Annotated in this window: 22 protein-coding genes; 9 read left to right on the forward strand and 13 right to left on the reverse strand. The window is 66.9% G+C overall.

Going from position 1 to position 23,378, the window contains the following annotated elements:
- Position 1 precedes the first annotated feature (1 nt).
- The 7 genes from AC3DET_RS06070 to AC3DET_RS06100 all read left to right on the forward strand — a co-directional run bounded on the left by AC3DET_RS06070 (position 2) and on the right by AC3DET_RS06100 (position 8,342).
- Positions 2-1,282 carry a TRAP transporter large permease gene (locus AC3DET_RS06070; RefSeq protein ID WP_337730705.1) on the forward strand — a complete coding sequence of 427 codons (1,281 nt, stop codon included), beginning with the start codon at positions 2-4 and terminating at the stop codon, positions 1,280-1,282.
- Positions 1,279-2,424, forward strand: coding sequence for a pectate lyase (pelA, locus tag AC3DET_RS06075; RefSeq protein ID WP_488391021.1), 1,146 nt, complete (start codon positions 1,279-1,281; stop codon positions 2,422-2,424). Before AC3DET_RS06070 ends, pelA begins: the two co-directional genes overlap by 4 nt.
- A gap of 10 nt (positions 2,425-2,434) precedes the next feature.
- Entirely contained in the window at positions 2,435-4,024 is a 1,590-nt protein-coding gene (locus AC3DET_RS06080) for a family 43 glycosylhydrolase (RefSeq protein WP_488391022.1), read from the forward strand.
- A 51-nt stretch (positions 4,025-4,075) separates the two neighbouring features.
- Positions 4,076-5,131, forward strand: a complete 1,056-nt coding sequence (locus AC3DET_RS06085) for a LacI family DNA-binding transcriptional regulator (RefSeq protein ID WP_488391023.1) — start codon at positions 4,076-4,078, stop codon at positions 5,129-5,131.
- Positions 5,132-5,270: 139 nt separating this feature from the next.
- Positions 5,271-6,119 (forward strand): 5-dehydro-4-deoxy-D-glucuronate isomerase, encoded by an 849-nt coding sequence (gene kduI / locus AC3DET_RS06090; protein ID WP_488391024.1) that lies wholly within the window; start codon positions 5,271-5,273, stop codon positions 6,117-6,119.
- 122 nt (positions 6,120-6,241) lie between these two features.
- On the forward strand, positions 6,242-7,000 hold the full coding sequence (gene kduD, locus AC3DET_RS06095; RefSeq protein WP_192200090.1) for a 2-dehydro-3-deoxy-D-gluconate 5-dehydrogenase KduD: 759 nt from the start codon (positions 6,242-6,244) through the stop codon (positions 6,998-7,000).
- A 217-nt stretch (positions 7,001-7,217) separates the two neighbouring features.
- On the forward strand, positions 7,218-8,342 hold the full coding sequence (locus AC3DET_RS06100) for a GDSL-type esterase/lipase family protein (protein WP_488391025.1): 1,125 nt from the start codon (positions 7,218-7,220) through the stop codon (positions 8,340-8,342).
- 60 nt (positions 8,343-8,402) lie between these two features.
- Here AC3DET_RS06100 and AC3DET_RS06105 read toward each other — a convergent pair whose 3' ends face one another.
- The 6 genes from AC3DET_RS06105 to AC3DET_RS06130 all read right to left on the reverse strand — a co-directional run bounded on the left by AC3DET_RS06105 (position 8,403) and on the right by AC3DET_RS06130 (position 11,520).
- A complete protein-coding gene (locus AC3DET_RS06105) occupies positions 8,403-8,912 on the reverse strand; it encodes a hypothetical protein (protein WP_488391026.1) in 510 nt (169 codons plus the stop codon).
- Complete coding sequence (locus AC3DET_RS06110; protein ID WP_337730712.1) at positions 8,913-9,653, reverse strand: HAD family hydrolase; 741 nt, start codon at positions 9,651-9,653, stop codon at positions 8,913-8,915. It abuts the gene before it with no gap.
- Positions 9,654-9,760: 107 nt separating this feature from the next.
- Positions 9,761-10,051, reverse strand: coding sequence for a hypothetical protein (locus tag AC3DET_RS06115; protein ID WP_488391027.1), 291 nt, complete (start codon positions 10,049-10,051; stop codon positions 9,761-9,763).
- A gap of 48 nt (positions 10,052-10,099) precedes the next feature.
- Positions 10,100-10,414, reverse strand: coding sequence for a hypothetical protein (locus AC3DET_RS06120; RefSeq protein ID WP_488391028.1), 315 nt, complete (start codon positions 10,412-10,414; stop codon positions 10,100-10,102).
- A gap of 131 nt (positions 10,415-10,545) precedes the next feature.
- Positions 10,546-10,920, reverse strand: a complete 375-nt coding sequence (locus AC3DET_RS06125; protein ID WP_192200086.1) for an EF-hand domain-containing protein — start codon at positions 10,918-10,920, stop codon at positions 10,546-10,548.
- Positions 10,921-11,160: 240 nt separating this feature from the next.
- Positions 11,161-11,520: a hypothetical protein gene (locus tag AC3DET_RS06130; RefSeq protein ID WP_488391029.1), complete on the reverse strand. Its 360-nt coding sequence runs from the start codon at positions 11,518-11,520 to the stop codon at positions 11,161-11,163.
- Positions 11,521-11,688: 168 nt separating this feature from the next.
- Here AC3DET_RS06130 and AC3DET_RS06135 point away from each other — a divergent pair, with 168 nt between their 5' ends.
- The gene (locus AC3DET_RS06135; protein WP_488391030.1) at positions 11,689-12,324 is read left to right on the forward strand and encodes a Rossmann-fold NAD(P)-binding domain-containing protein; all 636 of its coding nucleotides are present in this window, start codon (positions 11,689-11,691) and stop codon (positions 12,322-12,324) included.
- A 10-nt stretch (positions 12,325-12,334) separates the two neighbouring features.
- Here the strand turns inward: AC3DET_RS06135 and AC3DET_RS06140 are convergent, their stop codons facing one another.
- The 3 genes from AC3DET_RS06140 to AC3DET_RS06150 form a co-directional block, all read right to left on the reverse strand.
- The gene (locus AC3DET_RS06140; RefSeq protein ID WP_488391031.1) at positions 12,335-12,784 is read right to left on the reverse strand and encodes a DUF4920 domain-containing protein; all 450 of its coding nucleotides are present in this window, start codon (positions 12,782-12,784) and stop codon (positions 12,335-12,337) included.
- A gap of 51 nt (positions 12,785-12,835) precedes the next feature.
- Positions 12,836-13,339 carry a hypothetical protein gene (locus AC3DET_RS06145; protein ID WP_142123285.1) on the reverse strand — a complete coding sequence of 168 codons (504 nt, stop codon included), beginning with the start codon at positions 13,337-13,339 and terminating at the stop codon, positions 12,836-12,838.
- Positions 13,340-13,464: 125 nt separating this feature from the next.
- Complete coding sequence (locus AC3DET_RS06150; RefSeq protein ID WP_337730719.1) at positions 13,465-14,250, reverse strand: lytic transglycosylase domain-containing protein; 786 nt, start codon at positions 14,248-14,250, stop codon at positions 13,465-13,467.
- A gap of 153 nt (positions 14,251-14,403) precedes the next feature.
- Here AC3DET_RS06150 and ppa point away from each other — a divergent pair, with 153 nt between their 5' ends.
- On the forward strand, positions 14,404-14,958 hold the full coding sequence (gene ppa, locus AC3DET_RS06155; RefSeq protein ID WP_488391032.1) for an inorganic diphosphatase: 555 nt from the start codon (positions 14,404-14,406) through the stop codon (positions 14,956-14,958).
- 61 nt (positions 14,959-15,019) lie between these two features.
- Here the strand turns inward: ppa and AC3DET_RS06160 are convergent, their stop codons facing one another.
- The 4 genes from AC3DET_RS06160 to AC3DET_RS06175 form a co-directional block, all read right to left on the reverse strand.
- Positions 15,020-16,870, reverse strand: coding sequence for a sulfotransferase (locus AC3DET_RS06160; RefSeq protein ID WP_488391033.1), 1,851 nt, complete (start codon positions 16,868-16,870; stop codon positions 15,020-15,022).
- A 149-nt stretch (positions 16,871-17,019) separates the two neighbouring features.
- Positions 17,020-19,914, reverse strand: a complete 2,895-nt coding sequence (locus AC3DET_RS06165; protein WP_488391034.1) for a TonB-dependent receptor plug domain-containing protein — start codon at positions 19,912-19,914, stop codon at positions 17,020-17,022.
- A 58-nt stretch (positions 19,915-19,972) separates the two neighbouring features.
- On the reverse strand, positions 19,973-20,881 hold the full coding sequence (locus AC3DET_RS06170) for an AraC family transcriptional regulator (protein WP_488391035.1): 909 nt from the start codon (positions 20,879-20,881) through the stop codon (positions 19,973-19,975).
- 147 nt (positions 20,882-21,028) lie between these two features.
- Complete coding sequence (locus AC3DET_RS06175) at positions 21,029-23,347, reverse strand: winged helix-turn-helix domain-containing protein (protein ID WP_488391036.1); 2,319 nt, start codon at positions 23,345-23,347, stop codon at positions 21,029-21,031.
- Positions 23,348-23,378: the final 31 nt, after the last annotated feature.

Genomic DNA, 23,378 nt, shown 5'->3' on the forward strand with positions numbered 1-23,378 from the left:
CATGGCGATCACCCTGCTGTTCTCGATCTTCGCGATCCTGCTGCTGATCGGCGTGCCGGTCGCCTATGCGCTTGCGGCCGCCTCGCTGGCAACCCTGCTCTACCTGGATCTGCCCAGCATCGTGCTGGTGCAGCAGATTTCCTCGGGCACCGGCTCGGCATCGCTGATCGCGATCCCGCTTTTCATCTTCGCCGGCGAGATCATGCTGCGGGGTGGCATCTCCGAGCGCCTGATCAGCCTGGCCGCTTCGCTGGTGGGCCGCCTGCGCGGCGGCCTGGGCCAGGTCAGCATCCTGTCGTCGCTGTTCTTCGGCGGCGTGTCGGGCTCGGCCATCGCCGACGTCTCGGCCGTCGGTGGCACGATGATCCCGCAGATGGTCAAGCGTGGCTACGACCGTGATTTCGCCGTCAACGTCAGCATCACCGCCGCGCTGGTGGCGCTGCTGGTACCGCCGTCGCACAACCTCATCCTGTTTTCCGCAGCAGCCGGTGGCGGACTGTCCATCGCCGATCTTTTCGCCGCCGGCATCGTGCCCGCGCTGCTGATGACGGTGGTGCTGATGTTCACGGGATGGGCGGTGGCGTGCAAGCGAGGCTACGGTACCGAACCGTTCCCCGGCATGCGTGCGGTGCTGTTGCGGCTGGTTGCCGCGCTGCCGGGGCTGGGCCTGGTGGGCCTGATCTTCTTCGGCATCCGCGCGGGCATCTTCACTGCGGTGGAGAGCGCCGCCATCGCGGTCGTGTACGCACTGCTGGTGACCAGTGTGCTGTACCGCCAGTTGTCGCTGAAGGAGTTCTTCGCCACGGTGACGCATGCGGCGCGCACCACCGGCGTGATCCTGTTCGTGATCGCCACGGCGGCGGTGTTCGGCTGGCTGCTGGCCTACCTGCAGGTGCCTGCCGCTGCGGTCGACGCGCTGCAGTCGATCGCGCACAGCAAGTACACGGTGTTGCTGCTGATCGTGCTGGTGCTGCTGTTGCTGGGCACCTTCATGGACCTGGCACCGATGATCCTGATCTGCACGCCGATCTTCCTGCCGGTAGCGAAGGCCTATGGCATCGACCCGATCCACTTCGGACTGGTGCTCGTGTTGACGGGCGGCATCGGCCTGGTGACGCCCCCCGTAGGGTCCGTGCTTTTCATCGGTACGGCCATCGGCAAGATCACCATCGCGCAGAGCATGCGTACGATCTGGCCCTTCTGGCTGGCCGGCCTGGCCGTGCTGCTGATCGTGGCACTGTTCCCCGAACTCTCCCTTTGGCTGCCCAGGGCGATCAAGTGAGGGCGGCGCGCCGCACGCTGTTGTTCTACGGGCTTCTGCTGGGCGCCGTCATGCCTGCGTGCGCGCAACAAGGGACCGAAACGCCCTCGCTGGCGGGCTTCGAGGACGCCATCCATCACTGGCGCAACGTGCACGGCGACACGTATCCGCGCCATGCGCCGGAGCAGGTCGCGCAGATCGCCGACAACATCCTGCGCTATCAACGCATGGATGGCGGCTGGATCGAGAACCAGGATCCGGCACGGATCCTCGATGACGCAGAGAAGGCGCGCTTCGATGCCGAGGCGCGCAAGTCCGGGGGCAGCTTCGACAACCGCAACATCTACACCCAGCTGGACTATCTGGCCACGGCCTACGCCATCACCGGCGATGCGCGCTACCGCGACGGCAGCCTGAAGGGCCTCGCATTCACGCTGGAACAACAGATTCCCGGATGCGGCGGCTGGCCGCACACGGTGCCGGCCACGCAGACCTACCATCCGCACATCACCATCGCCGACGACGTCACCGCGGGCGTGCTGGGCACGTTGCGCAAGGTCGTCTCGGACACGCGCCGTTATGCCTTCGTCGATGCCGCGTTGCGCGCACGCGTGCAGTCCGCCATCGACAAGGGCGATGCCTGCCTGCTGACGTTGCAGGTACGGCAGGGCCGTACGCTGGCCGGCTGGGCAGGCCAGTACGACGCGCGGACGTTGCTGCCCGCACAGGGGCGCAAGTTCGAACTGCCGTCCATCGCGGGACAGGAAACCGTCGGCGTGGTCCGCTACCTGATGTCGATCCCCGACCCCTCGCCCGCCGTCGTGGCGGCCGTGGACGGAGCGGTGGACTGGCTGCGCAGGGTGGAGATCACCGGTTGGCGCATCGAGACCTTCGAGGCGCCGGCCGAGCAGTTCCAGTACCACAGCAGCGCCAAGGACCGTCGCCTGGTCGCCGATCCGTCGGCCACGGGCCTGTGGGCGCGCTTCTACGACGTGAAGGACAACAGCGTGGTGCTCGCGACACGCGACAGCCAGCGGGTCGCACGCTACGAAGACATTCCGCGCGAGCGCCGCACGGGCTACGAGTGGTACGGCAGCTGGCCGAAGCGGCTGCTGTCGAAGGAATACCCGCAGTGGAAATCGCAGCACACGTCGTCGAAGTAGAGGACTCCTGATGGCAATGAAGTCGTGGATGATCGCCCTGTGCCTGTTCGCACCGCTGGCAGCGCTGGCGGGTGATGGCCACCGCGAACCGGCGTGGAAGCGCGGCATCGAACACCAGCGCCAGGCGGACCTGGGCGACGGCACGTTCCTCAATCCCGTGCTCGCGGGCGACCGCCCCGACCCGTCGGTACTGAAGGATGGCGAGGACTACTACCTCACCCTGTCGTCCTTCACCGCCTACCCCGGTCTGCCACTGTGGCATTCACGCGATCTGATCAACTGGCAGCCGGTCGGCCATGCGATCACGAAGAACGTCGGCTCGATCTGGGCACCGGACCTGATCAAGCACAAGGGCCGCTACTACATCTATTTCCCCGCGCGCGTCGGCGGTACCGAGTCGCCGCGACGCAGCAACTTCGTCGTGTGGGCCGACGACATCCGCGGCCCCTGGAGCGAGCCCATCGACATCGGGCTGCCGGGCCACATCGACCCCGGCCATGCCGTGGGCGAAGACGGCAAGCGCTACCTGTTCCTCAGTGCGGGCGACTACGTCCAGCTCGCCGACGATGGCCTGAGCACCGTGGGCGAGGTGAAGCACGTCTACGACGGCTGGCGCTATCCGGAATCGTGGGACGTGGAGGGCTACGCGCAGGAAGGCCCGAAGATCACTTTCCGCAATGGCTGGTACTACATGATCACTGCCGTCGGTGGCACCGCCGGCCCGCCGACCGGGCACATGGTGATCGTCGCGCGCGCGCGCTCCATCCATGGACCGTGGCAGAACGCGCCCAACAATCCAGTGGTACGCACCACCTCGCGCGAGCAGTACTGGTGGTCGCGCGGCCACGCCACGCTGGTAGAGGATGCCGGTGGACAGTGGTGGATGATCTACCACGGTTACGAGCGCGACTTCTGGACGCTGGGGCGGCAGGCGCTGCTGGACCCGATCGAATGGACCGACGACGGCTGGTTCGTCGCCAAGGGCGGCGACCTGAGCACGCCGTTGCGCAAGCCGGCGGGCACGGCGCTGGCATCGCATGGAATGGCGCTGTCGGATGATTTCCGAAGCGGGAAGCTGGGGCCGCAATGGGCGTTCTACGACCCCGCGCCGGGCGAATTCGCCCGCCTCGGTTTCGGCGACGGGGTGATGACGCTGCAGGGCAAGGGCACTTCGCCGCGCGACAGCTCGCCCCTGGGCATCATCGCCGGCGACCTGGCCTACCAGTTCGAGGTCGAAATGGAGGTGGAACCCGGCGCCCAGGGCGGTGCGGTGCTGTTCTACAACGACCGCCTGTATGCCGGCGTGGGCAGCAACGGCGAGCAGTTCGTCATGCACCGCTACGGCCTGGAGCGCCCAGGCAGGCTGGCCCCCAGCGCCAAAGGGGGGAAGCTCTGGCTGCGGGTCACGCACAACCGCCACATCGTCACGATCCATACCAGCACCGACGGCAAGACCTGGACCAAGTATCCGGTGCAGATGGAAGTCTCGGGCTACCACCACAACGTGGCGGGCGGCTTCCTGGCGCTGAAGCCCTCGCTGTACGCCGCCGGCCAGGGCAAGGTGCACTTCCGTAATTTCCGCTACCGCGCGCTGGACTGACCCCCAACCGCTAGAATCCCTCAGACAGACGAACGGACCCGTACCCACTCCATGCCCGCGCGCAAGAAGCCCGAAAGCCCCGCCTCCCTGCCCATCGGCGGCAAGGCCGCGACCATCAACGACATCGCGCGGCTTTCCGGCGTCTCGAAGAAGACCGTCTCGCGCATCATCAACCACTCTCCCCTGGTCCGTAAGGACACCCGCGAGAAAGTGGAGACCTTGATGCGGGAAGTCGGTTACGTGCCCGATCCGATGGCGCGCGGCCTGGCGTTCCGGCGGTCGTTCCTGATCGGCATGGTCTACGACAACCCGACCGCGCAGTACATCGTGAACATGCAATACGGCGCGCTGGACGCGTTGCGCGATTCGGGCTTCGAACTGGTGGTGCATCCGTGCGACAGCCGCAGCCCGGGCTACATCGACGGCGTGCGCCGCTTCGTGCAGCAGCAGAAACTGCACGGCGTGATGCTGGTACCACGCGCCTCGGAAGACCAGGCGCTGGCCGACATGCTGGCCGAGATCGGCTGCCGCTATTCGCGCATCGCCTCGGTGTCGATGGACACGCCCGCGCGGATGGTGGTCACGCACGACCGCGACGGCGCTGCCGAAGCCGCCGAGTACCTGCTCTCGCTCGGCCACACCGATATCGCGCTGATCACCGGCCCCGCGGCGTACCGGTCGTCGATCGAGCGCACCGACGGTTTCCTGCAGGCGTTGGCCAAACGCGGGCTGGAACTGCCGAAGTCGCGCATCATCGAAGCCGGCTACACCTTCGAATCCGGCGTGGTCGCGGCCGAGAAGCTGCTGTCCGGCAAGAACCGGCCCACCGCCATCTTCACCGGCAACGACGAAATGGCGGCGGGTGTCTACAAGGTCGCCATGCGCGCCGGCATCAACATCCCGCGCCAACTGTCGGTGGTCGGGTTCGACGACAGCCCGCTCGCCTCGCGCCTGTGGCCCTCGCTGACCTCGGTCCGCCGCAACACCCGCGACACGGGCCGCACCGCGGCCGCCATGCTGATCCAGCCGGAAGGCACGCCTGTGCTGGCCGCGGCCAGCATCCGCCCGCACCTGATCATCCGCGACTCCTCGCAGCCACCCGAGTAACACGTGTCGACACCAGGCGCAGCATGCCCGCCCGGTGCCGCATCGCAAAATGACACCGGTTACCAAAGCCCGTAGAATCGCCCCACGACCTAACCCGACGCCCCGCTCCACGGGCGTCCGCATCCACGGAGCCCCGCCCATGTTCTGCAAGACCTACCACGCCACCCATCCGGACATGATGGACGGGGCCAGCAACGACCAACTACGCGACCGCTACCTGATCGGCAACCTGTTCGCTGCGGACACGGTGCAACTGAACTACTCGCACAACGAGCGCTTCGTGATCGGCGGTGCCGCGCCGGTGTCGAAGAAGGTCGACCTGCCGCGGCAGACCGAACCCGCTTCGGCCGCGGGCAAGCCCTTCCTCGAGCGTCGCGAACTGGGCGTGATCAATGTCGGCGGCGGCGCCGGCAAGGTCACCGTCGACGGCACGACGTACGCGCTCGGGCCGAAGGATGGCCTGTACGTGGCCATGGGCAGCGCCGACGTGGCATTCGAATCCGATGACGCGTCGAACCCCGCCAAGTTCTACCTCACCTCTACGCCGGCGCACGCGCGCTTCGAAACCAAGCAGCTCTCGATCAAGGATGCCGTCGCGCTGGAGCGCGGCGCGCTGGAAACGAGCAACGAGCGCACGATCTATCAGTTCATCGTGCCGGCCACCTGCCAGTCTTCGCAGCTGTTGCTGGGCCTGACCGTGCTGAAGACCGGCAGCGTGTGGAACACCATGCCGCCGCACCTGCACGACCGCCGCAGCGAGGTGTATTTCTACTTCGACCTGGCCGAGAACGGCCGCGTCTACCACTTCATGGGCGAACCGGAAGCGCAGCGCCACATCGTCGTGCAGAACGACGAAGCCGTGGTGTCGCCGCCGTGGTCGATCCACATGGGCTCGGGCACCAGCAACTACGCCTTCATCTGGGCGATGGGCGGCGAAAACCTGGACTACACCGACATGCATGTGCTGGACATCTGCCAGCTGAAATGACCCTTCGCACGTAGAGCCGAGCTTGCTCGGCTGCACGACGGACCGAAGCACGCGATCAAGAACGCAGCGGAGCAAGCTCCGCTCCATCCAACCTGCAGCAGCACATATCGAGGGGCATCCCGATGGCAAGCAATCCGTTCAGTCTCGAAGGCAAGGTCGCGCTGGTGACCGGCGCCAACACCGGCCTGGGCCAGGGCGTCGCGCTGGCGCTCGCCGAAGCCGGTGCCGACATCGCCGCCGCCGGCATCGTCGAAGCCACCGAAACAGGAGAGAAGGTGCGCGCCCTGGGCCGCCGCTTCCTCAACCTGGACGCGAACCTGATCAGCATCGAGCCGGTCGAGCGCTTGGTGAAAGAGACCGTCGAGGGTCTCGGCGGGCTGGACATCCTGGTCAACAACGCCGGCCTGATCCGTCGCGCCGATGCGGTGGATTTCAGCGAGAAGGACTGGGACGACGTGATGAACGTCAACATCAAGTCGGCGTTCTTCATGTCGCAGGCGGCTGGACGTCATTTCATCGCACAGGGCAGCGGCAAGATCATCAACATCGCGTCGATGCTGTCGTTCCAGGGCGGCATCCGCGTGCCGTCGTACACGGCCAGCAAGTCCGGCATCGCCGGCATCACCCGCCTGCTGGCCAACGAGTGGGGCAACAAGGGCGTCAACATCAACGCCATCGCGCCCGGCTACATGGCCACCGACAACACCGCGCAACTGCGTGCGGACGAAGACCGCAACAAAGCGATCCTGGACCGCATCCCGGCCGGTCGCTGGGGTGAGCCGTCGGACCTGGGCGGAGCGGCCGTGTTCCTGTCCTCGCGCGCGTCGGACTACATCAACGGCGCCATCATCCCCGTCGACGGTGGCTGGCTGGCGCGCTGACGCGCGCACTTGCTGTGCCTCTCTGTAGGAGCGACGTAAGTCGCGACCGCAGAACCAGGCAGGCAGTGGACGCGGATCGATACGGAAAAAGGCGGACGGCGCCTTCGCCTGGAGCGGCTTCGATCCTTGCCGGAACGTCTTCCGGCTTGGCGGTCGCGACTTACGTCGCTCCTACAGGGGCTTCTGCACGCGTGCTGGCGAATACCGGAGACTGGCAATGCTTCGCTCTTTTCTGATGATCGCGCTCTGTGCCTGCGCTGCGCAGGCCAGCGCGCAGGTGCAGCCCCCCCGCCAGGTCTTCATCGCCGGCGACTCCACTGCCAGTCACTACGGGCCGGAACGCGCACCGCGCGAAGGATGGGGGCAGCAGTTGCAGGGGTTCCTGGATGACACCTATGTGGTCCGCAACCACGCGCAGAGCGGGCGGAGTTCGCGCAGCTTCATCGCCGAAGGCTGGTTCGATGGCATGGCGAAGGACATGCATGCCGGCGACGTGCTGCTGGTCCAGTTCGGCCACAACGACGAGAAGATCGAAGACCCCACACGCTACAACGAACCCCGGCAGGCATTCCCCGAATGGCTGGGGCGCTACCTGGCGTTGGCGCGACAGAAGGGTGCCACGCCGATCCTGGTGACGCCGGTCGCGCGCCGCAAGTTCGACCATGGGCAACTGCTCGACACGCACGGACTGTACGCGCAGGCGGTGCGCGATCTTGCGTCGCGGGAGAACGTGGGCCTGATCGACCTGTCGGCTGCCAGCATGGACTGGCTGCGCGCAGCCGGCGACGAGGCCAGCAAGGCCTATTACATGCACGTGCCGGAACAGGACCAGCGGGACGACACCCATTTCCAGCAGCGTGGCGCGGTGATGGTGGCCTGCCTGGTGGTGGCGGGCTGGAAACGGCTCGACCCCTCGCTTGCGGCCCACGTGAAACGCGACACGGACTGCGGCGCACCCGCGACTGCACTCGCGGATCGCAAGGCCCAGGCGAATCCGTCCCTGATCGTGAACGAGCGCGACATCGCGGTGGAGCAGCCTGGGCCGCACGGTGGCGCTGGCGTCACCGTTGCCCATCCGTTCTTCCGCGACGCACCCGCGCTCGGCTTCGAGTTCCGCAAGCGCGTGTTGCGCCGGGGTGCCGGCATCGGCCTGCACCAGCACCACAAGGACGAGATCTACTACGTGCTGGGTGGAAGCGGCATCTACGAACTGGACGGCGTGGCGCGCGAGGTCCGCGCCGGCGACGCGATGCTGACACGCCCCGGCAGCACGCATGCGATCCGCCAGCATGGCGACGCGGACCTGGTGCTGCTGATCATGTACGGGAAGAAGCAGGAGTGAGCCGGAAGGACTGACACGTGAGGGGAAGAGCGCCTTGGCTCACTCCCCACGCCACTCCCCTTATTTCTCCAGCGCAGGCGCGGGGCGATCCCAGCGGCGATAGGTGGCTTCCAGCGCACTGCGCAGACGCCGGTACTGCGCGGTGCCGGGTTCGGCCTGCAGGCGACCGGCGACTGCCTTCCACCCGCCTTTGTGGTCACGCGACCACTCGCGCACGACGGCGCGGCACGGCTGTCCCACGATCTGCGCCAGCGCGCACGCCATGAAGATATCGCCGGCGGTCCAGTCCGGTTGCTGCTGCATCGCTTCCACGTAGGCACGCGGCACGGTGTAGTAGCGCGCCATCTCGTCGGCGAAGGACGCGGGGTAGCGGCTTGCGTAGTCGTTGATGTCCGCCAGGTGGCGATCCACCGAAGCGTCGCCGGTGGCGGGCGCATACGCCGCCGTGGCGTCCTGCGCGGCGACGGGCGCGCACAGCGCGGCCGACAGGCAGGCCAGCAAGGCAAAGGTGGGCAGCGCGCGCTTCACGGCGCCATTGTGCCCCACGGCCATCGCCTTCGCTGGGTGCATTCAGGCATCCGGTACGGATTCGATCGTCGCAAGCGCATCCGACAGCTGCCCTGCGTTCTCCACCACCCGCAGGCGCGGCGCATCGTGGGCCACGCCATGCTCGGCCTCGAGCGCCCACGTCACGTGGTATGGCATGTGGATGCCCCAGCCGCCGAGACCCAGGACGGGTTCGATGTCCGACCGCAGCGAGTTGCCGACCATCGCGAACCGTGACGGCTCGACCTCGAGTTCGCGCAGCACGCGCGCATAGGTGGGCTCGTCCTTCTCGGACACCACCTCGATGCGGTGGAAGAGATCGGCCAGGCCGGATTGCGCGATCTTGGCCTCCTGGTGGAACAGGTCGCCCTTGGTGATCAGCACGATCTCGTGGTCGGCGGCGATGCGCTCGACGGCCTCGCGGATGCCCGGCAGCAGATCCACCGGATGCAGCAGCGTGGTGCGCCCGATCTCGATCACCCGATGCAGGTCGCGCGCGCTGATGCGCTCGTCGGTCAGCTGGATGGCGGTCTCCAGCATCGACAGCGTCATGCCCTTCACGCCGTAGCCGAAGATTTTCAGGTTGCGGCGCTCGACATCCAGCAGGTGCTGGTGCGTGCGCGCGTCGGCGAGGTCCACGTAAGTGCCGAGGATGGCCTCGAAGTCGGCCTCGGCCTGGCGGTAGTAATCCTCGCTCTTCCAGAGCGTGTCGTCGCCGTCGAAGCCGACCCATCGGATGCGCGCCATCTGATCCCTGCCCTGCATTCTTCAAGAAGGCCGCGAAGGATAGCAGCCAGCCCAGCCGTCAATGAAAACGGCCGCCATCGACATGGCGGCCGTGATGGCATTGCGGGATGCCTCTGCGTCATGCGCTAACCCCCGCTGCTGGGCGGCGGTGTGCTGCCGTCGGTGGCCGGCGGCGTGGTTTCCGGCGCGTTGGGATTGGCCGGCGGCGGGAGGTTCGGATCGGTCGGCGGTACGGCCGGATCCGTCGGGGTGGGTGATGGCGGCACCACGTTGTCGGTGGGCGGCGCAGTTTCCACCGGCTCCGGTGCACTCGGCGGCGGAGTGTCTTCCGGCTTGGGACCGCACGCCGTCATCAAGCCCGCGCTGAGCAGCGCAAGACCGAGGCCCAGCTTCAAGGTACGGGTGGGATTCTTCATCGGTTCCTCCATGCAGCATGGTTCATTGGGAATGGATGTGCAGTGACTTCAGGGGTTGTCCTGCCGCGCATGCACCGCGTACTCCTCCGGTGTCAGGCGACCGTCGGCATCCTTGTCGAGCGTGCCGAATACCTGCGCCAGTGGCGGGTCGACAGCCGCTTCGTCCTTGCTGATCGCGCCATCTGCATTCTGGTCCAGGTCCTGGAACGGGCGCGGTACGGGGGTCGTGGGGGGTGGGCTCGTCTGCGGCGACGGTTGTTCCTCGCCGCGCTGCGGCACCTCCTGCGCATGGGCCAGCGGCGCAGTGGTGAGTGCGATGACAGTGGCCAGCGCACCCAGGCAGGACAGCGTCTTCGTGTTCATGGATCCCTCCTCAGTCATCGAGTTCCCTCCGGAAGAGAAAGGGCGGCAGACAGGCCGCCCTTTCCGGCGGGTCACGCGCTGGCGTCATGGCGCCGCGATCGACCCGGTGCGATGGGCCGGATTACTCCGGATTACTTCTGCTGGTCACCGTAGTTCTTGCTCACGAAGGCCTTGTATTCGTCGGCGGTGAGCTTGCCATCGGTGTCGGCGTCGGCCTGGTCGAAGACCTGGCTGAGGCCGGCGTTGGCGGAGGCTTCCTGCTTGCTGATGGCGCCATCGCCATCGGTATCCACGTCAGCCCAACCCTGCTTGGCCTGCGTCGCGGACTGCGTGCTCTGGGTGGGATCCTGGGTCGCCGCGCCGGTCGCCTGTTCGGCCGTCGGCTCGGTCTGGCTCTGCTGCGTCGCCGCGTCTTCGGTCTTTTCCTGCGCGAACGCCAGCGGCATGGCCAGCGCGGCGCTCAGGGCGACCAGGGCGATCAGCGGCTTGCGGTTGTTCTTCGTCATGTCAGTGCTCCGTTCTGTGGGAGTGCGTCCGATTGCGCACGGCCCCACCTTGCAACGTCGCTTCTGAACGAAACTGGCGCGCTGAAATGAACGTGCACGCACGCTTAACCACAAGCGGATTCGCATCGGCTAGCCCCGTGTTAGGGCGTCGTGAGCGTGTCGTCAGGCGCGCGTGGAATGCGTGATGCCGCGCATTGTTTGCCGTTAGGTATTCGTTTCCTGCCCGCTTTTCGACGGCACTCAATCCGGCGTTTTCTTGCTGAACCATTGCCAACCAAGGGCGACGCCGCTCAACGCGCCGGCGATTTCCAGCACCACGCGCGAGCCGAGCGAATCGGGATCGTGGATACCCTGCAATGCCAGCCGCGCATACAGCGGAGATTCCAGTTTCGAAATGCCCAGGTAGAACATGTTCCAGGTGTCCACCCCGGCACCGAAGATCACGGCCGAGACGCAGGCCCAACCGACGGCATGCCCCATCGACCAGCGCATCCTGGCGCTCACCCAGTTCCAGAACAGGAAGCAGAGCACGCCCAGCACGAAAGCGATCAGGCCCGCTTCGATGGCGCCGAGCACGCCGTAGTGCAGGGGCAGGTTCATCGCGCGCACCCTTCCAGGACGCACGCTGCGGTGTGTGGATTCGTGTAGCGGTGCATGGACAGGCATTCCCCGGCGCGGGACCGCGCCTGACGCCACAGGTTAACCGATGCGATCCCGCCCCCGTGCGGTGCTGGCATGATGGCGCCATTGCCGCAACGGGAGCATCGCATGAGTCGTCTTTTGCTGGCCGGCGCGACCGGTCTGGTAGGACAGGCGACGCTGCGGCGCGCACTGGCATCCGCACGGGTGCGCCAGGTGGTCGCGCCCACGCGCAAACCCCTCGCCCCCCATCCCAAACTGCTGAACCCGGTCGTGGATTTCGAGGCACTGCCCCCCGATGCGGAGTGGTGGCGAGTGGATGCCGTGGCCTGCGCACTGGGCACGACGATCCGCGATGCAGGTTCGCAGGACGCATTCCGGCGCGTGGACCACGACTATCCGCTTGCGATCGCACGCCACGCCCATGCACACGGCACGCAGGCCTTCGCGCTGGTGTCGGCGATGGGCGCCGATGCAGATTCGCGGATCTTCTATTCGCGCACGAAGGGCGAGGTCGAAAACGCACTCGCCGCGATCGGCTTCACATCGCTCACCTTGCTGCGCCCGGGCCTGCTGGGCGGCGAACGCATGCAGCACCGGGGTGGCGAACGTTGGGCGCTGCGCGTGCTGGGTGCGCTGGATCCGGTATTGCCGAAGCGCTACAGGATCGTGCCTGCGGAACGCGTGGCGCAGGCGTTGCTGGATGCGGCCATGGATGCGGTGCCGGGGCGGCACGTCATTCCATCGGAGCATTTGCTGGGCTGATGCCCTCGGGTCATGCGTCAGGCTCGTCCACGCGTACCTGCACGCCGTCGGCGACGATGCGGTACTCGGCCTCGGCTACCGCGGTTCCCGCACTGGTTTCCTCCGCAGTGTGGTCGCGCGCCGCCGGCGACAATGTCACCCGCGACAGCACGCCATGCACCTGCGCATGTCCCCTCACGTCCTTGGGCACGTAGAAATCGTGATCGCCCAGCAGCACGCGCGCGCCATGTCCGTCGTCCTCGAGCATCACCCAGCAGCCCTTCTTCTGGCAGACATCGACGACGCGTCCGCTGAAGACGCGTGCCTGGCCTTCATACGCTGCCGGTTGCGCGAGCGCCTGTGCCAACGGCACCACCGCACCGGCGGGGATGTCGGCACCGTACTTGTCCCAGGCAGTGTCGGACGCCATCACGGGCGCTGCGACCACCACAGAACACATCATCGCCAACCAACGTTGCATGGCCTTGCCTCCGGGGAATGGCGGCATCTTACCTGTGCCCCGGTCCACAGTTCAGTGCAGGAGGCCGTGGTGCACGAGCTGCAGGCGTTGTGTACCCGTCGCGGTGATGGCCTGGCTGGCGCGTTCGAGCAGGCGTTCGTCCTCCTCATCGATCACCACCAGCACCTTGCCTGCGGCGATCTCGGTGCGATAGTCGCGGCGCACTTCGCTGGGCACGGAGGAACCGGCCAGCGCCGCCGCCCAGCCACCGACCGTCGCGCCAACCACCGTGCAAAGCAGCACCGCCGCCCACGGGATGCCCACCGCAGGGATGGCCATGGCGAGCAGGCCGATGACCAGACCGACGACACCGCCGCCCACCAACCCGCGCGCCGCCGCCGGCATGAAGTCGGTGGGGGAGCCTTCCTTGTCGGCATCGGGCATCTGCGTCATCTCGATGTCCGGACGCCCGACAAGGGACGCATGATCGGGGCGGATGCCCAGATGCAATGCCACATGCAGGGCCGCCTCGGCGGTGTCGATGTCGGGGGCGCTGAACACGCGTCGCGTCTTCATGGCGATCTCCAGGCCGACGCGGGAGGGCCGACCGTAAGGACCACGCTAGACCGCGATGGGGAAGCAGCGAGTGAAAAAATCCAACCGTGGCTGACGCGCCGACACACGGTGGGCACGCGAGAAGTTCAGAGCGCGGGACGCTCCGGTGCCTGCTTGCGTCCCAGCGCGCGCAGATAAAGCTCGTACAACGCGGTGACCTTGGATACGTATTCCTGCGTTTCCGCGTAGGGCGGCACGCCGCCGTAGCGCGACACGGTGCCGATGCCGGCGTTGTAGGCGGCCGCGACCAGCGTCAGGTCGCCCTTGTAACGGCGCATCAGCCCACGCAGGTGGCGCGCTCCTGCGTTGATCGATTCGGTGGAGGAATACGGGTCGGCGACGCCGTACTCCTTCGCCACGTCCGGCATCAGCTGCATCACGCCCATCGCGCCCTTCGGCGACAGCGCCTTCGCATCGAAGTCGCTCTCGGCATGCGCGACGGCACGCAGCCAGGCGTCGTCGACGCCGGTCTGGCGCGCGGCCGCCTTGAACTCGGCGGGGTAGCGGTCCAGTCGTGGTTTACCCACCCTGCCCAGACCCGGATGGGCGGGCTCACCCGGCGGGGTCTGCACGGTGAATTTCAGGTAGGGGGTGGAACCCGGCAGGTTGCGGGTGGAATACACCTTCTGCCCGTCCTGCTCGCGCTCGTACAGCGTGCCGCTGAATACGCCCATCGAGCCCCACAGGTTCGGCGTGCTGACGGCGTTGTCGTCGATCTCCCTGGCCGCGCACTTGGATCCGGGTTCCGGCGCCGTGGCCAGGCTGACGGTGCCGGCCTGCACGCACCGGTACACCGTACGCGCGCCCGCTTCGGTGCTGGCCAGGGCCAGCACTGTCAGCAGTAAGCCGGCGGCGCGTCGGAGAGGGTGCATGGGCGGCGGATTCTAGGCCCGGCAAGCTGAAGGGCAACCTGAATCACGCTTCCCGCGCCGACGGCCGGCCAGTCTGGCCCGGTCCCTGCTGCGCCGCAGCAGCCAAGCGCGTAAAATGCCGGCCTCTTTCACCGCACCCCCTCGGAGCACGCAATGGGCCTGGATCTGGTCAGCGCCGGCAAGAACCCGCCGGACGAAATCAACGTCATCATCGAGATCCCCAAGGACGCCGAGCCGGTGAAGTACGAGGTGGACAAGGCCAGCGGCGCGATCTTCGTCGACCGCATCCTCTCCACGCCCATGCGCTACCCCTGCAACTACGGCTACGTGCCGCACACGCTGTGCGGCGACGGCGACCCGGCCGACGTGCTGGTGGTCCTGCCGCTGCCGCTGATCCCCGGCTCGGTGATCCGCTGCCGCCCGGTCGGCGTGCTGCGCATGAGCGACGAAGCCGGCAGCGACGAGAAGCTGCTGGCCGTGCCGGTGGACAAGGTGTTCGCCGGTTACAGCCACATCAACGACATCGACCAGGTCAGCCCGCACTGGCTGGAGCGCATCGGCCACTTCTTCGAGCACTACAAGGACCTGGAGAAGGGCAAGTGGGTCAAGCTGGATGGCTGGGGCAATGCCGCCGAAGCCAAGGCCGTGTTGGTGGACGCCATCGCCCGCCAGGCCGCGCAACCGGACAGCGAGAAGCACAAGTTCTGATTGCGCCCCCGCGCATCAACCGGAAAGGCCGCCCGCAGGGCGGCCTTTTTTCTTCCTGCGATCAGAGACCCGCGGCGCGTGCCGCGCGTTCGATCGTGGCTTTCCACTGCACGAGACGCGGCTCGATGTCGGCCGCATGCCGCCGCCACTTGTCGGGATCGGGCTTCGACAGGGTGTAGCGCGACAGGGGAAGCTGCCCACCTAGTTCGCGGTCCCAGGACCACCCTGCCCATTCGCTCAGGCGCCGTGCCTCCCCTTGAGGGTCCTGCACGAAGCGTCCGTAGTCGACCGATACCCGGTCGGCAGGCGACAACGCATCCAGATCGTCCAGCATGAGGCGCGTGGCGGTTTCCCACTGGCTCGCCACGATCTCCCCGAGGTCCTTCCCGTTCAACGCCTGCCAACCCGGCGTCAGCAGGAACGACCACGTCGGTCCCTGCCAGCCGGGCAGGTTGTACATGCGGAACCGGCCGGACTGCCACCCGTCGATCATGCTGCCCCAGACCTGACGGGGATCGCGATGCAGGTAGATGAACTTCGCATCGGGGAACACCGCCTTCAGGAACGGAATGCGCAACGCGTTCTTTGGCGTCTTCTCCAGCATGCGGAGCGTCGCATCCGCGTCGGGTGGATTGCCCTCGCGATCACGCAGCGCATCGAAGAACCGGGAGCGCAGCGCCTGCACGACGGCCGGCGTGGCATCGGCAAGCCCCAACTGGTTGGAGTGGAACGCGCGCTGGGCCGGGGCAAGGCCCTCGACGCCCTCGATCAGCTGATGGCTTTCATCGCCGATCGTGTGCACGCCAGGCGCACCGGACAGCGTCTCGAACAACAACGTGGAGCCCGAACGCGGCGGACTGACGATGAAGACGGGCTGCTTCCAAGCGGGGACTTTTGCTGCGACACCCGTGCGCGCCTGCCCCCCGGGGCTGGCTGGCCTGGCGCCATGCGGATCGCGGCGCGCGGACTCATCCACGTCGGCGGCCAGGGCCATGCTGAAGATGTGCGCCTTCAATGCTGCCAGCAGGCCGAGTCCGTTCTGCAGACGGACCTGCGCGACGCCCGCCTGCGCGAGTTTTTCCTGGGTGTCCTTCAGCAGCGTCCTGAAATGCGGCAGTCCCGACGCCTGGTTGCCATGGCAGGCCCACACGCCGTGCCAGTGGCGCGCAAAACGCGTCAGCAACGCATGGATCGCGGGCAGCTGCGGGGTCCGTTCGGCGTCGTTGATCAGGAAGGCGATGCATTCGCGCAGCTCCCACGGCGTCATCACGTCGGACGCATTGAACGATTCGTAGTCCAGCGTCGCCCGGTGGCCCTGCATCGGCGCGATCCGTCGTGGCGCCCAACCCGGCTCGCGCCGCTCCGGGGTCCTGCCCTGCTCCAGCAGATCCCAGAACGCGACGCCGCCCACCGTATCGGCCACCAGGTGGATGCGCGTTTCGCTGCCTTCGTTCAGGACCCGGTGGTGGCGCCAGGTGTCGAAGATCCAGCACTCGCCCGCCGCCATGTTCACTTCGCTGTCGCCGCACTGGAAGCGCACCGAGGGCGTGGTGATGATCGGCACGTGAACCCGCATATGGTCACGCCAGTAGTAATTGATGTCGACATGCCCCGTGACTTCGGACTGTCCCGAGAGACGCATCAGGCGGGAACGCCCCCACGTGGCGCCGAGGGATTCCAGCACCTGCATGAGGTACGGCAGCCGCTCCAGCGAAGGCGTAGGCCGCATCCGTCCCGTGACCTGGTCGCTGTCGGGATCGCCTTCCGTGGTGATCAGCGCGAGCGCGCTGTTGCCGGGGATTCCGCCCGGATGGGATCGCCAGCATGCCTCGTCGATCGTCCGCACCTCGCGCGCCAATGCCTCGGCGTCGAAGGCAACGGGCAGCTGGATGAAGGGGGCGGGCAGCTTCATGGGGTCGTGCGGATCTCGGCAAAGCCCCGGGGACGGGACGGTGTATCGGTACGCCGGATGATACCAACCGCCGCCACGCCGCCGTGCCCACAAAGAACGACGGCCCCTTGCGGGGCCGTCGTGGTGCAGCATGCGCGTCGATCCGGAGATCAGAAGCGCTGGGTGTACTTGACGTACAGGTAACGATCGAAGTCGAAGCCACCGTAGTACGCGAAGTCGCTGTGGCGGTACTCGGAGTTCGAGAACATCAGCGGACCCTTGTGGTCGAACACGTTGTTGGCGCCGATCGCGATCGTGGCATCCCACGGCGCCTTGTAGCTGACCTGCAGGTCATGGAACGTGTTGGAACCGACGCGGCGGATCGCATCCTCTTCACCATTGGCGATGTGGTCCGGCTCGGTGCAGGGACGGTTCGGCACGCAGCTTTCCTTCATGCCCGAGTAGTAACGGGCCGTCCAGTTGACTGCGAACGCACCCAGCGACCAGTCCACGCCCAGGTTCGAGCGCACACGGAAGATGCCGGAATTTCCCACGTTGCCCACGATGATCTTCTCGCCGGCCGAGTTCTCGGCTTCCTCGTCGTAGACGCTGGTGTAGGACGAGGTCCAGTCGAACGCGATCTTGCCGAACGACTGCTCCGGGAGCGCGTACTTCACGCCCAGGTCGAAGCCTTCGGTCTCCATCGCGCCGAGGTTGGCCAGGCCGTAGAACAGATCGGTGATGTGGCCGTCGCTGGCACGCACGATACCTTCGCAGCGGGCACTGTTGCCCAGCACATAGCAGTCACGCAGGATGCGGTCCACGCTATCCTCGATGATCATGTTCTTCAGTTCGTAGCGATACCAGTCCAGCGAGATGTCCAGACCTTCCACCCAGCGCGGCGACCACACCAGGCCCATGGTCTTGCTCTTGGACGTTTCCGGGACCAGCGTGGGGTTGGAGCCGGTGATGAACTGGTCCGGGGTGGCGCACGGATAGGTCGTGCAGGGCACCAGGCCCTGGCCCAGCTGCACGTAGCCGAGCGGAACGCCCGCGCCGGTGCAGGCCGCGTTGCCGTTGACGCTGTTCACCGCGCCGACGCCGCAGGGGTCGGTGTAGTTCTCGAAGCTGGTGCCGATGCCGCCGTACAGGTTGTCGATCGTCGGGGCGCGGAAGCCCTCGGCGTAGGTGCCGCGGACCAGCAGCTCGTCGATCGGACGCCAGGTGAAGCCGAACTTGCTGTTGATCGTATCGCCGAAGTTGCTGTAGTCGGAGTAGCGGCTGGCGACGTTGAAGGTCAGTTCCTTCGCGAACGCCATGTCAGCCAGCACCGGGATGTTCAGCTCGACGTAGACCTCGTCGACCGAATAGTCACCCTCGGTGGTGGTTGCACCCAGGCCGGTGCTCTGGCCCGACTGCGCGAACGCGTCCGGCACGAAGCGACCCTGCTCCTTGCGGTGCTCCACGCCCACCGCGATGCCCAGATCGCCGGCCGGCAATTCGAACAGCGTGCCCGCCAGATTGGCGGTGTAGCTGGTGGTACGGGTCAGGCCGGTATCGGTGAACCACGGGAACAGGAATTTCTGCAGCTCAGGATCGGACAGCGAGCCCGGGCCGGCGACGCCGTAAGGCAGCAGCGGGTTCCACGGACGGCAATCGGACAGCGGGGTCGGATCGGCCGCGCTGCCGCACTGGGCGACACCGTCGGCGTTGATGAACGACGGACCCAGCGCCTGGCGCGAGGCGATCAGGCTCATGTCGCCGCGCGCACGCTTGGTCGACTGGTTGCGGTTGATCAGCGCACCGACATCCCAGTCCCAGGTCTTGCCGCCCAGGTCGAAGAAGCCGGCGAAGCCGCCCGCGAAGCGGTAGGTTTCCAGCTCGCTGTCGGTGGTGCGCGGCATTTCCCACAGGCGACGACGGAACGTGGTGTCGCCCGGCATCGGGTTGAACGCACTGTCGGCGGACAGCGGCGTGCCGAACGCGGCCGACTGGTACGGATAGCCGGCGATCTGCGACTGGGTGGAGCGATGGTTGTACAGCACGTCGGCGTTGAACGTGACGTTGTCGGTCAGGTCGTAGTTCGCATTGACGAACACCGAACGGCGCTCGATGCCCGTGGACAGGAACATCTGCTGGTTGGCATTGGCATTGTCTGCTGCCGTGTGCAGCACATAGTCGCCACGCACTCCAGGAGTACCGCCGTCACGCAGCGTATACCAGAGCTCGTCCGCCGGAGCGACGTAGCCGGGCTGACCCGGTCGCAGGCCGGGCGTCTGGCACGGATCGCAGAACGAGCCGTTCTGGCTGATCGGGCTCCAGCCCGAACCCGGATAGTTTGGACCGGCGTTGCCGTCCTTGGAGAACCAGCGGTCGGCGGCGGAGATCGGGTCTTCCTTCGAGTACTCGACCGACAGCGTGACGCCGCCACGGTCGCTGGCCGAGCCCACGGTGAAGGAGTACTGCTTGGTGTCGCCGTCGCCTTCGCCGGTCTGGCCGATGTACGTCGAAGCCTCGGCGCCTTCGAAGCGCTTGCGCGTGATGACGTTGACCACGCCGGCGATCGCGTCGGAACCGTAGATGGCGGATGCGCCGTCCTTCAGCACTTCGATGCGGTCGATGGCCGACATCGGGATCTGGCTCAGATCCTGGTAACCACCGGTGGTGGCGCCCAGGCGACGGCCGTTGACCAGCACCAGGGTGCGGGTCGCGCCCAGGTTGCGGATGTCGACGTAGTAACCACCCACGTTCTCGCCCGAGGCCAGCGCTTCGGAACGCGCGATCGCGGGGGAACCGGCGGAGGTCAGGTTCTGCAGCACGTCGGCCACCGAGGTGAAGCCCTGCTTCTCGATGTCCTCACGCGCGATGGTGATGATCGGCTGCTGCGTTTCCATGTCGGCGCCGCGGATGCGGGAGCCGGTGACTTCGAGGCGATCGAGCGTGGTGGTGCTCGAGGGCGCATCGGTGGTTTCCTGCGCCATGGCGAACGCCGGGACCAGTGCGATGGCAATGCCGGCCGGCAGCAAGCCGACCCGCATCGCGCGACGCGGACTACGATGGTTCATTGAATCTCTCCTCAGGGGAACGTGTTGCGTTATGGGCGTGTTAAAACGCCTTGCAAACTTACGTTCCAGTCTTCACGGCCGCTTTGCGCACGAGGGCCGATGACTTTGCCGAGTCTGTCCTCGACGCAGTCGATGCCGTGCGATAGCGACTGGCCGAGGTTCCGAAGCGCGCACGGAAAGCACGCGCGAAGCTGCAGCAATTGTCGAAACCCGATGCCGCGGCGACTTCGCCCACCATCATCGAGGTGTTGCGCAGCAGTTCGGCCGCATGCTCCAGCCGCATCCGTGCCGCGGCCGCCTGCGGACTCTCGTCGTACAGACTGTAGAAGGTGCGCGAGAAGTACCAGCTGGAGAAACTGGTCAGTTCGGCCAGTTCACTGATCCGCACCACGCGGTCGCAATTGCCCTCCAGATAGAGGCGCGCGCGCTGCAGGCGGCCGAATACCTGGCGCTTGCGGCTGCGTGAACGCCCCGGGCAACGCTGGATGTAGTCGGAGAACTCCTGCTGGATGGCCACCATATGCAGCAGCAAGGGGCGGAGTGCGAGGAAATCCGGGCCTTGCGGGGCGTGCCGGGACACCGCGCGCCACAGGCGCAGCAGGGTCAGCGCATCGCGTCGGGACAACCGCCCACGACCGGCATACAAGGGGCTGTCGGCGAATCGCGCCATCGCGCGCAGGGCATCCGCGCTCAGCGCCACCCCCAAGCACAGGCCATAGCGGTCGCTCTGCACCAACGGCTTGGAGTCGCGCTCCAGTGCGATCCAGTGCCCCCGGCGCAGCCGGAAGCGTCCTTCCTTGGCCTCCACCCACGAGGTACCGCGCAGCTGCACCCACACGGTGAACACGTCGGCACCCGCCTGCACGGCACCCAACCGCGAGACCGCGATGCAGCCGTTCGGATCCTGGCCATCGGCCGCATCGGCGCGGACCACTTGTCCGCGGTCCCCCCACAAGGTTTGCTCCATCGGTCATTCCACTTTGCGCAACAGGAGCAGTGGATGTGCCGGAACATGGCGGGCGGCGCAGGAAATTGCGCGGAAAACCCGCCGAAATCTCCACGAATCCACTTCCGAAGAACTTGCGAAAGTGTTTTCTTTTTCTGGATCAGCGACTTACCAGAACCGCACCGGGGGCGTCGCCGCCGTTCGCCGCAACGACAGCAGGCCGATGTCGGACCCGTCGTTGATCGCCATTGAGACGTACGCCACACGCGTGCGCGCATGTGCGCTGAAACCATTGATCGTGGAGAGATGGTCCGGCTCAAGGCATCGGGGGGGCGGATGCGAGCGTCCTGCCCCGATGTGGCGCAGGCTGACATAGCACCCGGCCCGTTGTTCGAGGTACTCGATCTGACCGTCCTCGGTGACCGTCCAGGTGCGGTAACGCTGGCTGGCCGGGTGATTGCCATCGATCTGGCGAATGCTGGCGGGAGACAGGGACAGGTCCGCCTGCCACAGCCCGTCGTGGCCCAGCCGGGTGAACAACACCCGCCCCTGTGCGCCGTCAGGGCGCGCGAACGACACGCCCTCGATGGTGGCAACCTGCCGCCACGGCGTGCTGCTCCGGTCGAACAGCACCAGTTGCTGGCTGTCCCCGCGCCCCGCGACCACGAAGATCCGCGCCGGGTCCGGCGAATAGGCCGCGAACAGCAGGTCCTCCAGCGCCACCGGCACCGCCAGCGACTGCAGCTGGCCGCTGGCGGGGACCAGTTCGTGCAGGCCATAGCGCCCGGCACCGTCCGTCCCGACGACGAGCACCCGCTTGCCGTCCGGCGACCACGCAGGCAGGTGGCGGGACTCGGGATGGATGCCCTCGATCAGGCGCAACGACGCGGGGCGTTCCATGTCGGCCCACCAGAGGGCGTAGTCGCCGGAGCGGTCGGAGGTGAACACGATCTGGCGGCCATCCGGCGCCACCGACGGCAACGTGTCACGACCGGTGGAAGGGAACAGCCGTTCCGGCACGGGCAACTTCCCGTCCATCGCCGGCGCACTGCTGATGCGGTAGACGCCGAACTGCGGCTTGCGCTGCACGAACGCCAGCTGGTCGGCACGCGCTGCAATGGCCGGCGTCTGTGCATCTTCAATGCCGAGATCCTCGATGCGACCATCCTGCAAGGTCAGGCGATACAAACGCGTGTGACTGTCGACGCGGCGCCCGAACACGATGGCCTTGCCGTCCGGGGTCCAGTCCCAGCCGCGCAGTTCCGCGCGCTGATGGGTGAGGCGCTCCGCCCGTCCCCCTTCTGCGGGAATGCGCCACAGGTCGCCCAGCGGCGTGTTGCGGACAAAGGCGATCCATTTGCCGTCCGGCGAATAGCGCGGCGCGGTATCGACATCTTCGTCGCTCGCGCCGTAGTCCAGCGCACGCCAGCGCCCCGTGGCGAGGTCCAGCAGGCGCAGGCCCGGTTCGCCCGCCCCCGTCAGCGGACTGCTGAACACCAGTCCATCGCCGCCAGGCATCCAGTCGAAACTGGGCCGGTTGTTCGGATCGCAGATCCCGAGCGTGCGCGGTTCCCCGCCACTGGCCTGGACCGCCATGATCCGGCAGTCCTTGCCCGGGAAGCGGCGCAGGAACGCGATTTCACGGCCACTGGGCGACCACTCCGGGTTGCTGTCCCATGCGCCCTCCGGTGGCACGGTCAGGGTGCGCGGCTGGGCCGGCTCGGTGGTCTGCACCATGACCGCGGTGCCCGCCAGTTCTTCCGTCAGGCTGGACAGATAGGCGACCTGCGAACCGTCCGGCGACAGCGTCGGTGACAGTTCGAATCCGGGTGCCGAGGTGATCAGGCGATACGGACGCGGTGCAGGTACCAGTGTCTGCACGCCGGGCTCCACGGCAAGAGGGCCGCTGCGGGTCCCCATCATCCAAAGACCCCACGCTGCGATACCCAACGCCAGTGCGCCCAGCCCGATGCCCCAGGCCCAGCGACGGAACAAGCGTGGGTCTGGCGACTGCCCTGCGTTGGCCATCACCGGAACCGGCGCCGCCGCGTGTCGGGATGCATCGTCGACCGGCACGACGACGGGGGCGTCAGCTGGCGCGGACGAAGCAGAGACAGGTTCATCGGCGGCAGGCGGCGAAGCATCGTCGCCTGCCGCCGGCAACCACTCCACCGACGCCAGCAGGCGATACCCGCTCTTGGCGATGGTCTCGATATAGCGCGGACCATCGCCACGCTCACCGAATGCCTTGCGCAACTGGGTGATGGCCTGGGTGACCACATCGTTGGTCGGCAGCGTGTCGGGCCAGACCACGGCCAGCAGCGTGTCGCGTGTGACGACCCTTCCAGGCGCGTCGGCCAGCGCCAGCAGCACGCCCATCGATTTGGGCGTGATGCGCGCGGGCTTGCGGGCACCCGGCGCGCGGATCTCGCGCAGGGAGATGTCGACGAAGCACTCGCCCACCTTCAGGTGTTCGGCAGGGGGCACGATGGGGGCTCGGCAGGTCGGGGCATGTGGG

The sequence above is a fragment of the Pseudoxanthomonas sp. 97-1-1 genome, from assembly GCF_057773125.1.